Source organism: Paenibacillus sp. TSM33 (assembly GCF_056099025.1).
This window is the reverse complement of the sequence record NZ_JBLZXB010000018.1, coordinates 325,633-341,940: the sequence shown is the minus strand read 5'-3', so window position 1 is coordinate 341,940 and position 16,308 is coordinate 325,633. Positions and strand designations below refer to the sequence as shown.

The 16,308-nt window shown below is 42.4% G+C and carries 15 protein-coding genes; 13 read left to right on the top strand and 2 right to left on the bottom strand.

Annotated elements, in window-relative coordinates; translation table 11 throughout:
- Positions 1-15 precede the first annotated feature (15 nt).
- Complete coding sequence (locus ACN6NF_RS20635; RefSeq protein WP_474319381.1) at positions 16-471, bottom strand: hypothetical protein; 456 nt, start codon at positions 469-471, stop codon at positions 16-18.
- Positions 472-719: 248 nt separating this feature from the next.
- Between ACN6NF_RS20635 and ACN6NF_RS20630 the strand changes: the two genes are divergently transcribed.
- From ACN6NF_RS20630 to ACN6NF_RS20620, 3 genes are all read left to right on the top strand, one after another.
- Positions 720-1,484 carry a YwmB family TATA-box binding protein gene (locus ACN6NF_RS20630; RefSeq protein WP_474319380.1) on the top strand — a complete coding sequence of 255 codons (765 nt, stop codon included), beginning with the start codon at positions 720-722 and terminating at the stop codon, positions 1,482-1,484.
- Between the two features lie 187 nt (positions 1,485-1,671).
- Positions 1,672-3,228, top strand: coding sequence for a glucose-6-phosphate dehydrogenase (gene zwf, locus ACN6NF_RS20625; RefSeq protein WP_474319378.1), 1,557 nt, complete (start codon positions 1,672-1,674; stop codon positions 3,226-3,228).
- 298 nt (positions 3,229-3,526) lie between these two features.
- Complete coding sequence (locus ACN6NF_RS20620) at positions 3,527-5,107, top strand: peptide chain release factor 3 (protein ID WP_474319377.1); 1,581 nt, start codon at positions 3,527-3,529, stop codon at positions 5,105-5,107.
- A gap of 152 nt (positions 5,108-5,259) precedes the next feature.
- On the opposite strand, the gene ACN6NF_RS20615 is transcribed toward ACN6NF_RS20620, so the two are convergent.
- On the bottom strand, positions 5,260-5,493 hold the full coding sequence (locus ACN6NF_RS20615; RefSeq protein ID WP_016819939.1) for a small acid-soluble spore protein SspI: 234 nt from the start codon (positions 5,491-5,493) through the stop codon (positions 5,260-5,262).
- A gap of 163 nt (positions 5,494-5,656) precedes the next feature.
- On the opposite strand from ACN6NF_RS20615, the gene ACN6NF_RS20610 reads away from it, so the two are divergent.
- From ACN6NF_RS20610 to ACN6NF_RS20565, 10 genes are all read left to right on the top strand, one after another.
- Complete coding sequence (locus tag ACN6NF_RS20610; RefSeq protein ID WP_016819940.1) at positions 5,657-6,319, top strand: potassium channel family protein; 663 nt, start codon at positions 5,657-5,659, stop codon at positions 6,317-6,319.
- 77 nt (positions 6,320-6,396) lie between these two features.
- The gene (locus ACN6NF_RS20605) at positions 6,397-7,185 is read left to right on the top strand and encodes a TrmH family RNA methyltransferase (RefSeq protein ID WP_474319376.1); all 789 of its coding nucleotides are present in this window, start codon (positions 6,397-6,399) and stop codon (positions 7,183-7,185) included.
- Positions 7,186-7,297: 112 nt separating this feature from the next.
- The gene (locus tag ACN6NF_RS20600) at positions 7,298-7,447 is read left to right on the top strand and encodes a helix-turn-helix domain-containing protein (RefSeq protein WP_474319406.1); all 150 of its coding nucleotides are present in this window, start codon (positions 7,298-7,300) and stop codon (positions 7,445-7,447) included.
- Positions 7,448-7,885: 438 nt separating this feature from the next.
- Positions 7,886-8,461, top strand: coding sequence for a sigma-70 family RNA polymerase sigma factor (locus ACN6NF_RS20595; RefSeq protein ID WP_474319374.1), 576 nt, complete (start codon positions 7,886-7,888; stop codon positions 8,459-8,461).
- Positions 8,451-9,521, top strand: coding sequence for a hypothetical protein (locus ACN6NF_RS20590; protein ID WP_474319373.1), 1,071 nt, complete (start codon positions 8,451-8,453; stop codon positions 9,519-9,521). The genes ACN6NF_RS20595 and ACN6NF_RS20590 overlap by 11 nt, the downstream gene beginning before the upstream one ends.
- Before the next feature lie 907 nt (positions 9,522-10,428).
- A complete protein-coding gene (locus tag ACN6NF_RS20585) occupies positions 10,429-11,130 on the top strand; it encodes a response regulator transcription factor (RefSeq protein ID WP_123797643.1) in 702 nt (233 codons plus the stop codon).
- Complete coding sequence (locus ACN6NF_RS20580) at positions 11,127-12,113, top strand: sensor histidine kinase (protein WP_474319371.1); 987 nt, start codon at positions 11,127-11,129, stop codon at positions 12,111-12,113. Before ACN6NF_RS20585 ends, ACN6NF_RS20580 begins: the two co-directional genes overlap by 4 nt.
- 100 nt (positions 12,114-12,213) lie before the next feature.
- The gene (locus ACN6NF_RS20575) at positions 12,214-12,993 is read left to right on the top strand and encodes an ABC transporter ATP-binding protein (RefSeq protein WP_025365805.1); all 780 of its coding nucleotides are present in this window, start codon (positions 12,214-12,216) and stop codon (positions 12,991-12,993) included.
- Entirely contained in the window at positions 12,959-14,962 is a 2,004-nt protein-coding gene (locus ACN6NF_RS20570; protein WP_474319370.1) for an ABC transporter permease, read from the top strand. Before ACN6NF_RS20575 ends, ACN6NF_RS20570 begins: the two co-directional genes overlap by 35 nt.
- Before the next feature lie 217 nt (positions 14,963-15,179).
- Positions 15,180-16,286 (top strand): TolC family protein, encoded by a 1,107-nt coding sequence (locus tag ACN6NF_RS20565; RefSeq protein WP_474319369.1) that lies wholly within the window; start codon positions 15,180-15,182, stop codon positions 16,284-16,286.
- The last annotated feature ends 22 nt before the right edge of the window (positions 16,287-16,308 follow it).

Sequence of the window (16,308 nt, the reverse complement as noted above, 5' to 3'; positions counted from 1 at the left end):
TCTGAAATACGGCGTTTAGATAAGGAGGAATAGAAAGGCGATTAAAGCCAGATCTAATGCAAGCCCTGTCCCGTATCCGTATCTGCCGCGATAGCCTGCTCTGCCGTTTGCATAATTTCCATTTCCGTTTGAGCCAAATTCGCCTACGTTATAAGGAAAGTATGGATTTAGAAGTTCGTCGGGCGGTCTATTAAAGGCATTTAGCTTGGCAGAAGGGCGAACTTTGTTTTTGGAATTCCTTTTTTTCTTTTTAGAGGAGATTTTTTTAGCTTTTTGTTTTCCTTTGTTACTGTAGCTTCCGGCATAGAGACTACCAGGAAAGGAGGATGGATATCCGTTCAACATCAGCTTGCCTTTGCTACACCCGCTTAAGATGCCGATGTGTCGTGTACCATCACGCATGACGGCACAGACCATCCGTCCGCCATGAGGTGCCACACTGGCTTCATTTACTGGATAAATGGGAAACATGATTTCACCTCTTTTGGTGTAAGATGCGTTGTGATTATAGTCTATTCTTATAGTGCCTACGGTGTATGGTCGAACACCCAGTAGGCGAATGAATATTTCTGAACGGTTGTGCTGACTTCCTCTGCGTATAAAACCTCTGGCAACGGGCATGCTATTGATAGATTCATAGATTTCAATCGAGCCGAAAAAAAAGGCATTCTATCGTGTGTATGCGGAGAACGAATGGTTAAGAAGGGGAAGGAACGCCCATGCTAAAAGCAGAGATGATTAAAAAGGGAGTTATTGTGATTTTGGTATTAGGAACAGTGTTGGTAATGGCTGGCTGGCGTTACGGAACTATTCTGACCAACGGAACTGATTCCCGCGAGGCAGAAACGACGTTACGCTCGTTGTTAATCCTATCGGATCAAACCCCCGGTACACTGGATAAGCTGGTTGTAAAATGGCAAGGTGATTGGATTCCTAATCATGAAGATCCGGCAGATATAGCGGCACAGATAGCTGATCAACTGAATATACCCACAGCAAGTAAACTCGTGGAAAATGGACATACACTTTATCGTTCTGTTCGTGATCGTGAGGATTTGAAAATTCGTTTAAATGTGATGGAACGTCAAACTGGACAATGGTATGTAGTCGTTCAGCTGGAAAGCAGTGACACAGGACGTGAGCAATTGATTCAGCTTCATAAGCTTTGTGCTGAGCAATTAACTTCTATAGGGGTGCAAGCGCAGTGGAACACCTCCGTTCAGCGTTCGCTGCAAGCAAAGGAAAGCGTGGATCAACTGATGAAACGGACAGAAGCGAGCTTAGCAGGGACCATCTCCATGCAGGCTAAAGAAAGATACACAGATGCAACCACAGTGGCCGTATCTTATGAAGCTCCAGACCTGCCATTAATGGTTCAAAGCGGTGAGCATCAAGTTCAGATGCAGATGGCTGTACATGAAAATAAGGAGCAGCAGGATAAACGCATAACACTTGGTTTTCCGCTTATCACGATTGAATACTGACTTATAAGGTAAATTTATGATTCATCGGATAGCTTATCCATGTGGAATATGTTAAAATGTCATCAAATCTTTAGTTCCATGTTTTTCGAAAATCAAGTATGATCTTGTATAAATATACACAATACTACATGCGGATTTCGAGGATTGTGGATTGCGGAATCTTGACATGGGAAGAATGAGGTACTTCATGGCTGACATACCTGTTAAAGAATCTCTTGTGACACAAGGTGCAGTTCTGTTTATTTTTGGTGCTACGGGCGATTTGGCTCGCCGTAAGTTATTTCCTGCTATTTACAGCTTGTACCGCGAAGGCAAGCTTGCTGAAGATTTTGCTGTTATTGGTGTAGCAAGACGTCCTCGCACAGAAGCAGAATTCCGTAATGACCTGTACGCTTCCATACAGGAGTTTAGTCGGTATAAAGCAGAAAATGATCAAGAATGGCAGGCATTTGCCGAGCATTTTGAATATAAATCGCTGGATATCAACAATGTCGATGGTTTTCATGAGCTGAGACAGCAGACTGAGGCTATAGAAGGTAAGTTTAACATACCGGGAAATCGGTTGTTTTATTTGGCCTTGGCTCCTGAATTATTCGGAAGTGTGTCGAAGAGCTTGAAAGAGGGCGGCATGTTGGACGGCAAGGGCTGGAATCGTCTGGTTATAGAGAAGCCTTTCGGCTACAACCTCGAATCTGCACAAGAACTGAACATTGAAATACGTGAAGTATTTGCCGAAGAAGAAATTTATCGGATTGATCACTATCTTGGTAAGGAAATGGTACAAAATATCGAGGTGATCCGCTTTGCTAACGCCTTTTTTGAACCACTGTGGAATAACAAGCATATTGCCAATGTGCAAATTACGCTGAGTGAAACGGTGGGGGTAGAGGAACGCGGAGGTTATTATGATCATTCCGGTGCCTTGCGTGATATGGGACAGAACCATATGCTGCAAATGCTTACGATGATCGCGATGGAGCCACCTAGTCGTTTGTTGCCAGAGGATATCCGAGATGAAAAAGTAAAAGTGCTGCGTTCACTACGACCTTTTGAATCATCTGAGGATGTGAAGAGCAATGTGGTACGTGGTCAATATACTGAAGGCAGTTATCGCGGCCAGCAGTTGTCAGGGTATCGTCAAGAAGACAAGGTTGATCCACAATCGAATACAGAGACTTATTTTGCTTCACGCGTGTTTGTAGATAACTTCCGTTGGGCTGGCGTACCGTTCTATATTCGTACTGGCAAACGTCTCCCTGTAAAAACTACGGAGATCGTGGTGGAATTTAAGAGCATGCCGACCAATGTATATCTCGGTCAAAAGCATAAGCTGGAACCGAACTTGCTCGTCATTCGGGTCAATCCAATGGAGGGCATTTACATTAAAATTAATGCCAAGAAACCCGGTTCGGAATCAGATATTGAGCCGCTGGCTATGGACTTTTGCCAAAGCTGCATGGTGGGGATCAACTCACCGGAGGCTTATGAACGGTTGCTGATGGATGCAATCGAGGGCGATTCGACGTACTTCACGCGTTGGGATGAGGTTGCTACAGCGTGGGGATTCGTTGATCGAATCGCCAAAGCATGGCAGCAGACCCCGGATACACTGGAAACCTATGCTGCAGGCTCATGGGGACCCGATGGTGCCCATAAGCTATTGGAGCAGGATGGTTACAAGTGGTGGCCAGTTAGCGGTCAGGATGAAGATAATGTCATCTGGCGAGTAGGCGGCACTCAGTAATTCTGATTTGTCCAGCATCCCCCTATGTCCTGTTCAGGATGTAAGGGGATGCTTTGCGTTCGGAGTATGCTATAATAGCTTAGTCTCAGGTTTTCAGTTTGCAATTGATTATACGTTAAAGGCAGGCTAAAACATGTAAATAGATCGTATTTATCATGAATATGGTGACGGAGTATGCCGAATACTGGAGCTAACGGCAATGAGCCGATGAACTTATGAATATAGGCGTGCATCATGGCCTTTTTATGAATAGCTTGAACAGAAATGCAGTGGATTTGATCATGAAGGGATATGTGAAATGAGTAAAACAACAGATATACTTCAACAGGAAGTCGACAAACGGCGTACGTTTGCGATTATTTCTCACCCGGATGCGGGTAAAACGACACTGACGGAAAAGTTGCTGCTGTTCGGGGGCGCTATTCGTCTTGCAGGTACAGTCAAAGCTCGTAAAGCCAGCAAGCATGCGACGAGTGACTGGATGGAGATTGAAAAACAACGGGGGATTTCGGTAACATCCTCAGTGATGCAATTTGATTATAATGGGCATCGCGTAAATATTTTGGATACCCCGGGTCACCAGGATTTCAGTGAAGACACGTACCGCACCTTAACAGCCGCAGATAGTGCGGTCATGCTGATTGACGTAGCGAAAGGTGTGGAAGCGCAAACGATCAAGCTGTTTCAGGTTTGTGCGAAGCGTGGAATACCGATTTTCACCTTCATTAATAAGCTGGACCGTGAAGGACGTAGCCCCTTTGATCTGATGGAGGAGCTGGAACAGGTGCTTGGTATCCGTTCGGTGCCTATGAACTGGCCGATTGGTACAGGACGTGATTTGTGCGGTGTTTATGACCGTGTTAAAAATCAGGTTGAGTTGTTTCAGGGAGATGACCATTCCACGATCAAGGTACAAAAAGTGGAAGATTACAATGATCCGATTATTCGCGAGATGGCAGGCGAATATTTGCACGACCAATTATGCCAAGATTTAGAGTTGCTTGATGTTGCAGGTGACCCTTTTGATATGGAAAAAGTACAGCGTGGAGAATTAACGCCTATATTCTTTGGCAGTGCGATTAATAATTTTGGTGTGCAAACATTTTTGGAAAACTTCCTCCAGCTTGCTCCTAAGCCGGAACCGCGCCACAGTACAGTGGGGGAAATTCAACCAACGAACGAGAAGTTTACCGGCTATGTATTTAAAATTCAGGCCAATATGAACCCGGCTCACCGTGACCGTATTGCATTTTTGCGTATCGTGTCTGGTAAGTTCCAACGCGGGATGAGTGTTAAACATGTTCGGATGGGCAAGGAGATTAAGCTGTCCCAACCACAGCAGTTCTTGGCACAGGACCGTGATATTGTCGAAGAAGCATTCCCGGGGGATATTATAGGCTTGTTTGACCCAGGTATTTTCCGCATTGGCGATTCACTTAGTCAAGGTGGCGAGGTTGTATTTGATGAACTGCCGACCTTCTCACCTGAGATTTTTGCCAAGGTTACTGTAAAGAATGCTTTGAAACACAAGCAGTATCTGAAAGGTATCGACCAGTTGACTGAAGAAGGTATGATTCAGGTGTTCCGTACGGTAAGCTTTGATGATACGTTACTAGGTGTAGTCGGCCAACTGCAATTTGAAGTATTTGAATACCGCATGAAGGGTGAATATGGGGTAGATGTACAGCTTCAGCGTATGCCTTTCCAATTTGCACGTTGGATTGTGGATGAGCAGATTGATCCGAGTAAGTTCCGTATCAACTCTACGCTGGTAAAAGATAAGAAAGGCAATTATGTTGCCTTGTTCGAAAATGAGTATGCCATGCGTACGGCTATAGAAAAAAATCCGACCGCTAAGTTTTTGGAAATGGCTCCATAAAATTTTATATGCAGAGCAGTCTGATCTCAGTCATTTGATATATATCACGAATAGTCCACTCGACATGAATGCGAGTGGACTATTCTCATTTTCGAGTACGGGTAAAAATAATGAGCACAATTAAAGCATAACAAGAAGTTGAATAGCTAGAGCTAGGTTAAGGGAACGGGTTTGATTTTATCGATTTGTTCATGTGCCAAATGGACGAAGTCATGCTGCTGGTTTGGACTCATATGCTTCCATGCGATTTCAAGAATGACACCCAATCCAGGCAAAGCGGCTTCCGGTCCATCCACTGACCCAATAATCATATCCGTAAGGTCAGCCTCTGATTTGCCGTGAACTTTGTGAACAATCGCTTGTCGTAAATCCATAGTAATGGGCATGTGTACCTCCCGTATGTTGTAATAGTGATCGAATGTATTATGGCTTGGGCTGTGGTCCAGTATACATGGAGAAGCATTTGGAATAAGGATGCCAAAATTTATGTTTGTAGCATGATATGCTATACTATGACGGACAGTATGGTGAGCGGGAGGTTAAGAAGGAATGGCGAAAAAACAGTATGCGGTCATTGGCATGGGGCGCTTTGGTTCCAGTGTTGCCAGCGCTCTAAGTGAGATGGGTTTTGATGTGTTGGCTATCGATTCGGACGAGCAGCGTACACAGGAAATGTCGAATATTGTGACGCATGCGGTGTCTGCCGATTCGACGGATGAGGAAGCACTGCGGGCACTGGGTATCCGCAATTTTGACGTAATTGTAGTCGCAATTGGTGAAGATATACAAGCCAGCATTCTAACAACATTGATTCTCAAGGACATGGGTGTGCCCGCTCTTGTGGTCAAAGCACAAAATGAACTGCACGGGAAGGTGCTGCAAAAAATAGGTGCAGATAAAGTGGTTTATCCTGAACGGGATATGGGACTGCGGGTAGCCCATCATCTAACATCACCCAATATTTTGGATTATATTGAGCTATCCAAGGACTATAGTATTTTGGAGATGCGAGCCGCTGATTCCATGATCGGCAAAAATCTGAAGGAGCTAGACATACGGGCACGCTTTGGCTGCAATGTAATGGCGATTCGCAGAAATCAGGAGATGAACATTTCACCTTATGCCGAGGATCGTCTGGAAGCGGGTGATGTGCTGGTCATTGTGGGCCACAAGGACGATCTAACCAAGCTGGAGCTGGCTTTTGCAGCTTAGAGAGGTTTGATGTTCAAGTACAAGTGATACATCATTTATTTTTAAAGAAACGGATCATAGAACGGAAGGTTAAACCAATGGAAATCATTTCACCGAATAATGCGCGTGTAAAAGAATGGTCGCAATTGCTGGAGAAAAAGCATCGCACACGGCAGCATAAATATATTGTTGAGGGTATTCACCTAGTGCAGGAAGCGTTGCGTTCGAACGCGGCTGTCGAAAGCGTCGCCTATGACTTAGACAAGGGGATTCCAGCCGAGCTGAATGGTCTGGATTCAGCCGACCAGCCGGTGGAATGGATTCCCGTGTCGGCGGCGGTCATTGCCAAATGCACCGATACCAAGACGCCGCAGTCTGTCTTTGCTATCGTGCGTAAGCAGGAGCAGAGCACATTCGCAGCATTGCTGGAGCAACCAGATGCGCTGGTGATGGTGCTGGACGGAGTGCAGGACCCCGGCAATGTAGGCACCATTATCCGCAGCGCGGACGCTGCTGGAGCCGCAGGCGTTATATTGGGTCATGGCTGCGCCGACCTGTACAACCCTAAAACGATCCGCTCCACGATGGGATCGTTGTTTCATCTGCCGGTGATCGAAGGCAGCCTGGAGGAGCTTTTGCCGCAGGCCAAAGGCAAAGGGGCCCGCTTGCTCAGTACCTCGCTGGATGCAAGCTTGTCATGCTATGCCGTGGATTTGCGTGTATCCACTTGGCTCGTGATTGGCAATGAGGGCCAGGGTATTTCTGCTGCTACCGCAAGTATGGTGGATGAAGCGGTATTCATTCCAATGCAGGGACAAGCAGAATCACTGAATGCAGCGATGGCCTCTACGGTGTTATTATTCGAGGCGATGAGACAGCGAGGCTAATACCTGAGTGTTTATTATTCACTGATTCGAGTTTTCCTAAGAATTAACTTAATATTTAGCTAATTTGACAGTCCCGATAAAAAAATTACTTTTTGGGGCTGTTTTTTAATTTATAGACAGAAGGTGGAATAATGAAGAACAACATAATCAAACTGAATTCTCACAGATCATTGGGGTATCACAAGGAGCATTAAGTAAATTAGAAAAAAATAAATACAAGCTATCATTGGATCTTGTGATTGCTTTGAGAATGAAGTTTTGATGTGTCTCACGTTTTGGGATCAGTCCCGAGAGTAAAGTGTTTACTTTTTTCTGTCTATCATGAGGGACAATCAGTATGAATAAACCTGTAGACTACACTACGTCGTTAAGCAACAGGGGCCTTCACAATTGTAATCATAGTTGAAAACTTGAGCTGCATAGTAGCCAGTATTGCGTTTTGTTGGCTTCGTCTCTTGAAACCTATTGATGAAGGCCATTTTACATCTGCAGACCTTGTTATAATCGTCCAACAGCAGGCCCAATTCTTTGAGCTCACCGTTCAATCTGAGGGAAAGAACAAGATGTCTTCCACGCTTTCATGCCGCTGCTCGCCTTCCCGCAATCTATAGACTCCCAACCGAGAACATAAAAAACCGAACCTTTTTTCCATCGAGCGACAATATAGGGTGTAAGCTGCTTACTTAGGAGGGCCCTCTGAATGGAAAGTGAATCTATGTACCACGTGCTCATTAAAATGATTGAAGGAGATCAGCAGGCGTTTCACACGTTGTATGATGCCACCTATAAGGATGTCTACCGGACCGTCTCTTTTCTGGTAGCTCATCCACAGGATCGCGAAGATATTATGAATGAGATCTACATGCAAATGTGGACCTCGCTTCCCAACTACGATCCGAATCGTCCTTTTCACTTCTGGCTGCATGGCTTGGTCATCCGACAAGTGCAAAGATTCCGGGTGAAAAGCTGGAGGAGATTCCGAATTTTCGAACGCATCCGTGTCTTTTCTCGGGAAGAGCGTCATTGGGATCAGACCACGGTGAGGACGGATGGGACAGACCCTGAAATATCGAAGGCCATGCACAAGCTGACCGATAAACAGCGAACGGTGATCATACTCCGCTTTTACCACGACTATAGGCTGGAGGAGATTGCGACATTACTCGATATTCCGCTGGGTACAGTTAAGTCCAGATATCATGCCGGCCTGCAGTCGCTTCGAAAACACTTGGGAAATCTCTCCTTGGAAAGGATGGAAAAGAACAATGCCTATTGAAAGCCAAATCAGCGAGTACCTGCACCAAGAAGCAGAGACCATGGAATGCCCCCCGGCTGTTTCCAAACGAGTCGAACAATCCTATTCTCAATACGTACAACGGCAAAGGAGCAAAAAAACGATGAAAAAACGATTGATCGGCGGCATCGTCGCTGCAGTAATTATGATTCCAACCGCAGCATTCGCAGCCCCTCCCCTGATTGAAATGATTACCAGAATACCTATGACAGCCAAACAAGTCAAGATGGATGCGGTTGGCCAAGCAGCACTTGAAAAGTTGTATCGCTCTTATCCGGAAACCAAGTCGTTTGAAGTCATCGACGCCAGCCAGATTGGAGGAGACCCCGCGGATGCAAGTCAGGGGAAAGCCATTCAAACAAGCATCGTGCTGCAGGAAAAGGGAGCTCACGGCAAAAAGATCCGACTTGATTTGAACGGTATCACGGGTGAAATCGAACATGTGAACCAAGAGAATTGGGAACCTCAGGAAAAGCCGATCATCTCCTTAACCGATAAAGAAATCAAATCGAAAGTTGATGATCTCATTAACAAACTGTACGGCAGCTCCAGTAAGTACGAATGTAACATGGAGCCGATACAGAAATCGGACCCAAAAACGTTTATATTGAACTACACCGAAAAGGGATCAACAACGCCGTTTTATCAGGCATTGGTTAAAGGGAATACGATCAGCGTTACTCTGATCGGAGGCGGCCCTGCTCCATCCATAGAAGGCTTTTTCACGACAAACGGTAAGCCTGACTATACTGCGGACGCCTTTTTAAACGATGAAAAGCTCTACTCTTTACTTCATATGAGTCCAGCAGAATTAAAAAAAGAATTGGCAAAGGGTGCATCTGTCGTCGAGATCGCAGCATCTAAAAAGATTTCCAAACAACAAGTCATGGACGTTATCGCAAGTACGCAGGCTAAAAAACAAATCCAAGCCGATCCGCATGGTGGAGCTACTGTTGACGATCGTACGCTGGAACTATTAAAACGGATTCTTGAACCCAAAGTATTAAAAGTGATTGAACACAAAACGGAAACGCCTTGGTAGGGGAGCAATACAGAGTGTAGGTGTTTGATACAGTTAAGTAAAACACGATAAACGAAACAAAAAAAGCTTCAGACTGATTCATCCGGTCTGAAGCTTTCTTTTCATTTGTCGGCTCACTATGATTTGTGTCACGTTATGGGGTCAGTCCCAACAGCATACATATCTGAACTTCGATTGAAAGAGGCGAAACATGTATTCAAGTCAACAGAGTGGTTTGTGAACTGGGAGGGAATATTTCCATAAAAATATAGAATTCTTAATAAGAGATAAAAAGGAAATTAAACTTAGTAAAGAAAATTTTTCAAAAGAGTTTATATTATAAGTCTAGCTATTCTCTATTATCGTTTTTAATGAGGTAACGCATCAAGTCAAAATTAAGAGGCATGAGTCCGAGACATTCCTATGTGGGATTACTAGAAATACGGAAAATGAGTCGAGTCATAGAACCTGACTCATTTTTTTATAAAGACACACCCTCCTGATGTTCTGAATTCTTTATACCTTACAACAAAGTAATGTTTTTGTAAGCTTTGGCTGTTGCTCCTTAGGTAGAAGCTAATTAGTATGAAAAATAGCGAGCCGAGGAGAGAAGTGAGCAAAATATGAATTATTCAAAGCATAAAATCAAAGAACAATTAAAGTCCAAATTATGTTGTGATGAAATATTAAAAAAATATAAAGGGATCATCATTACAGTAATAGTTATCGCCATTATAATGATTATGTTAATCACACTGGTGTATGGCACCATGCATATAATTCAGGATTTAATTTACACCACGAAACCCTCTTAATCTACAATTAAACGGAATTCGCTTGTTGTTATTGCTTGGATGATTAAATCAAGGCATTATATAGAGAAAATCATATTATTAAAAATTCAAGCACTAAGAAGGTAGAAAACACAATGCATAAAATATTAATCGTAGAGGATGACCCTCAAATTAGCTCTTTACTCCAATCCTATCTTGAAAAGTATGGTTATCAAGGAGTTGTCGTTTCAAATTTTGATCAGGTATTGAGTACTTTTCAGGAAGTAAAGCCTGATTTGGTCATACTTGATGTGAATTTACCTCGTTTCGATGGATTTTATTGGTGTAGGCAAATTCGCACCCAATCTACTTGTCCTATCCTTTTTGTGTCCGCGCGGGATGATAAAATGGATCAGGTCATTGCTTTGCAAAACGGGGCGGATGATTACATTACTAAACCGTTTCATCCCGAAGTACTGTTAGCCAAAATAGAAAGTAATCTGCGACGTGCCTACGGTTTATATGCAGTTGCCCAAAAATCACGCTCCATAACAGTGTCAGGCTTGACTCTATATCCTGACATTATGGAGCTTGTGTTTCATGACAAGCAGGTAGAGATGAGCCATAAAGAAGCTGCGCTACTGGAGCTACTGATGACATATCCAAAGCAGGTTGTAGGGAGAGTTCATCTCTTAGAAGCTTTATGGGATGATTACCAATATGTCGGTGAAAATACACTGAATGTTTATGTTACTCGTGTCCGTAAAAAGCTGGCCGAGTTGGGGTTGGAGGATATCATAGAGACGGTTAGAGGAGCTGGATATCGGCTGCACTTGACTGAGGAGGAAGAACAGTGAAGCTTTTTTGGCGTGATCATTTCTCAATGATCATATTCAATATCGTCCAACTTTTTCTTGTGTTAAGCATTTATTGGATGGATGGTTATCATAACTTGTCTACTGCTCTTTATTCCGTCTTTTTTGGGACCTCCATATTGCTGATCTATTTACTGTTCCGGTACGTCATGTATTCTAGTTTATATCGATTACTTTCCACTGCAAATATTAGAGATCTAGATGAACTCATTCAGATGAAGGTACTTAATCCTCTTGCCTCTTCTTTACAGAATTTGCTTTTACAATTTTACCGATTGTATCAGTCTCGAATTCATCAGTTAGAGCATCAACAGCGTGATCACATTACTTTTATTAACCAGTGGGTTCACCAGATGAAAACTCCCCTCTCTGTTATTCATTTAATTCTCAAAGGAAAAATAGATCCCGAGTCGGATCAGATTCATGATGAGATTGATCGAATGGGAAAAGGACTGGAAATGATCTTATATATGTCACGATTGGAGGCCTTTGAACCTGACTTTCATGTGGAGCCTGTTGTATTACGAAAGCTGGTTAGTGAAGTGATTTATGATAACAAAAGATTATTGATTCGTAACGAAATTTATCCTTCCAATGAAGTGGACGAGCAGTTGAGTGTGATTACCGATGCCAAATGGCTAAGATTTATAATTAATCAATTGGTGACCAATGCGGTGAAATACTCTTCAGGTCATGCCCACAGTCTGAAGTTGATATCTGAGATAAGAGATAAAGTGTTTGTGCTGAAAGTACAGGATGAAGGAATCGGTATCCCTAAAAAAGATATGGAACGGGTATTTGAGGCTTATTACACAGGTGAAAATGGACGGAAGTATAGTGAATCTACCGGAATGGGCCTGTACATGGTGTCAGAAATCTGCAAAAGGCTGAGTCATGACATTCAACTGAAATCGACGATTGGTGAAGGAACGACGGTTGAGATCTTGTTTTCAATTCACAAATAAGAACCTTACAACATATTTAAGGTTTCTGTAATGTTAATCGATCGCTTCATCCCTCTGGATGAATTATGATCATGACATAGGAAAAAGAAAGGAATGAACGATGGAGATTGTACGAATGGATCAAGTCACCAAAATATACTATGGTAAGGTTCCCTACCGAGCTCTCAACAATATCCATTTAACGATTCAACAAGGTGAGTTTGTAGGCATTATGGGTCCGTCTGGTAGTGGGAAGACAACATTACTAAATATGATTTCCTCCATTGATATGCCGACTTCTGGCGAGGTTAGCATTAATGGGGAAAATCCACATCTGCTCAAGAAGGATAAGCTCGCTTTATTTCGTCGCAAAGAATTGGGGCTTGTATTTCAAGACTATAATTTGCTGGAAACTCTTAGTCTGGGAGAGAACATACTATTTCCTCTGATGCTGAATAAAAAAGGCTTAAAGGAAATGGGACACAAACTGGAAGAGGTAGCGAAGAAACTGGATATTGCAGATATTTTAGACAAACGGCCTCTTGAGGTGTCAGGGGGGCAAAAGCAAAGAGCAGCTATAGCCAGAGCTATTATTCATTCTCCTTCACTCCTGTTGGCAGATGAACCAACTGGAAATCTCGATTCCAAATCTTCACGAGTTGTGATGGAAATGTTAGAACTCATCCATCGCGTAGACAATTCCACAATCGTGCTGGTAACACACGGTGCCTTGGAAGCCAGCTATTGTGATCGGGTAATTTTTATTAAAGATGGCGAGTTATTTAATGAAATCCACCGTAGTCACAGTCAGCAATTATTTTTTCAGGAAATCATAGATATGCTCTCCTTTCTGGGGGGAAGTAGACATGCACATGAGCTTTCGTCTGTTAGCATGGAATAATCTCAAGCATAATGCGCGTGCTTATGTACCTTATTATTTAAGCAGCTCTTTGATGATTACAATTTTTTTCGTATATGCGATGTTTATTTTTCACCCGGATGTCTCCAATGCAATCATGGCCTTTAATGTAAAAAAGGGATTACAAGTTGCTGATCTATTGATTTTTGTATTTTCCTTTTTCTTCGTATTATACACAAACAATATTTTTATTGCTGCACGTAAAAAAGAATTCGGTATACTGACTATTTTGGGGACACATCGCAGACAAATTTATTTTTTGGTTGCTTATGAGAATCTGATTATAGGCTTTTTATCCTTGATTACCGGGATTACGGGAGGATTTGTTTCCGCAAAATTCTTTCTACTTTTGGGCTCCAGTGCCACAGGGCTGTATTTAACATTTTATTTTCCTTGGAAAGCACTGGCTTTCACCGTAGTTGGCTTTATGTTTTTGTTTACCTTAATCTCACTTGTATCTGTTTTCTTCATACGCCAATCTAAATTACAGCAGCTTTTTAGCAAGGTTCCTCAGCTCAAAAAAGAGCCCAAAGCTTCATGGAGCCTGTCCTTTCTTGCAATAGCGCTAATAGGAGCGGCTGTATATTTAATGAAGCTGGATTTTCCACCATATATTTATCTGGCACCGTATCGTTTGGGGACTCTATCCTTTTATATGTTGCACTATTCAGTTGGAGACACATTTAAATATACGATTGTAATGGGGTTTATTGGAATTTACTTACTATATGCCCAATCATGTGTATTATTCGTTCAATTGTTTAGAGCCAACAGGAAATGGTGTTGGAGTGGAACTCGTTTGTTATGGCTTTCTGAAATCACATACAAAATGAGGAATAATGCCGGGCTGTTTACATTGGTTACCCTAATTTCTATCGTTTCCTTTCTAGGAGCAGCTTCAACTTTTGACTCCATGCAGCAGCAAAATAGATTTCTTAGGGAGCAGTCTTATTCATTTGCATTTTTTTCTGATGTTGTAAGTTCCATAGATCTTGAAGATGAGATTGATCAAAATCTTTATAAGGCTGGGGTGGATTATTCGAAAAGTGAAGTACTGATCTTTCCCTTTCGTGAACAGTTGGCACCTGTGATGAAACAATCCAACTATGAGCCTCTTGCTTCTAAATTAAAGAAACAAATACAGGTACCTGCGCTTCGAGATGATCAAGGCTTTTTCATTTTTGATTCAAACGGGATGTCTTTAGAAGAACAGAAAACCTTTTTTGAAAAAAAGCTAACTTACAATCAAGGGAAATCCCGAATTACGGGTATCCAGATTGTGGGCACTCAGAAGATAGACCATAGCATAAAGTTTGATGGAAACATCATTTCTGAACTAGGAAGGTTGCTTGTTGTCTCAGATCAAACTTACGAACATTTAGTTAAACAACAGTATTTCAATGTTCCATTGGCATACAAATCTGTTTATTATTTTGTGCCTAAGTGGAAGAGTGGCCAAGTATCATTGGAAACTTCTGAGACCCAAGAAGAGGTGTGGTTGTATTCCCTGCTGGCCAACAAGGTGAATAAAGGATCGCTTAACTCTAGAGCAGTGGATTATCTGACATCGGAGATGGATCTGAATATTAGTAAATTTATTGGCGGATTTATCGCCATCATTATGTTGGCAAGCACAGTAAGCCTACTTTATTTCAGATTGTATGTAGATCTTAAACGGGATGAGGAAATATACCGGGCTTTATCCAAAATTGGACTAAGCTCAAGGGAAATGAGACGAGCTGCATCCAGACAAATTGCATTCCTATTTCTTTTGCCATTAGTCGTTTCATCCATTGGAATAGTGCTTTGTTTAGTTATGTCAGAACCATCTGTAGTACCCTTTCATCTTACGCTTATTCAAATTATGATTTGCTTTTGGGTAATTCAATTCTTTTCCTTTCTTATTGTACGTTTCCTGTACCTTCGTCAATTGGATTTAAAGATGCTGTAAAGAGCGATAAGCCACATGAAAAAAAGTTGCAGAAGGGTAGGGTTAGACTCCTCCTTTCTGGAATTTTTCATCAAATACAAAATAAGGTCTCAATGGGCTGAGAGCCTTGACGAGTAGGTGCAGGGCGAATTTGTTTATCAGAAGATATCAAATTCATATAACAACAAATTAGTGAATTCTATTCAAGTCGATACCATATTTTAAAAGTGGGGATATCATGAAAAAAAGTGTGTTCATTTTATTGCTGCTGGCCTTGTCGGTCAGCCCCTTTTCAGAGTCTTTTGTTCAAGCAGAGGGGCAGCAGCAGGCTTCCAATACAAGTGTGAAATTAACACTGAGTCAAGCGCAGCAATGGGCGCGGTCTAATAGCTTTAGCTTGAAGGAGGCCCAGCAAACGATAGATCGTAACCGGATTAACCTAAAAAATGCTGGTAAGAATCTGGATTTTATTCCGGCAGGTACAGGCAACGGTGAAGAGGATGCGGCTAGTAGTTCAGCCTGGAAGGGGTATGCTTCATCGACGGTTTCTTATCTGGAATCCAAGAAGCAAATTGAACTTGCCCAAGATCAGACAGACTACGCTGCAATGAAAAACTATTACGATGTACTTTTGGCTGATAACAAAGTGAAGAGTAGTGAGGATGCACTTTCGCTCGCGTTATTAGAGGAAAAGGCTGCTGAGGCGAAAGCTAACCGCGGGAAAATCCCACCAGGTGATCGGAGCACTATTATTCAGAATCGTATAGAAGCACAAAAAAATGTAGAGATTGCAAAAACTGCACTGCGAAAAGCGATGGATTCATTAAATACGCAAATGGGTCAACCTCAAGGTACGGTATATGAACTGGTTGATCGACCTGTTTATCGGAAGATGGACAACACAAATTTGGATACGCTTGTGACGCGTGCAATCTCGGCGAGTCCTTCAGTATGGAGGCAGGAGGAGGCGGTCAAGCTGGCCAAGATGGAAGTTAAATATTACACGTGGAATTCAGGAACTGATGATTATGAAATTAAGCAGATTGATGTAGATTCAGCAGAAGGCGGATTGGAAAATACCAAAGATCAATTGGCAGAAACGTTGAAGAGTATGTACTTTAACTTACAGCAAAATGATGAACAGTACGAACAGATGCAGAGTAATTTGCAGAACGCTAATAAAGTATTAGGCATTTCTCTTAAAAAAAAGGAACGAGGATTTGCCACAGGGACAGAAGTTGCTACGAATCAGTTAAAAGTGAAGCAAATCGAACGGAATATGGATGAACTGATTGTTCAAATGACAATGCTTCAACATGCTTTAAACAAACCGTGGAGCGTATAGGTTTTAGGAAAATACTTTTGAA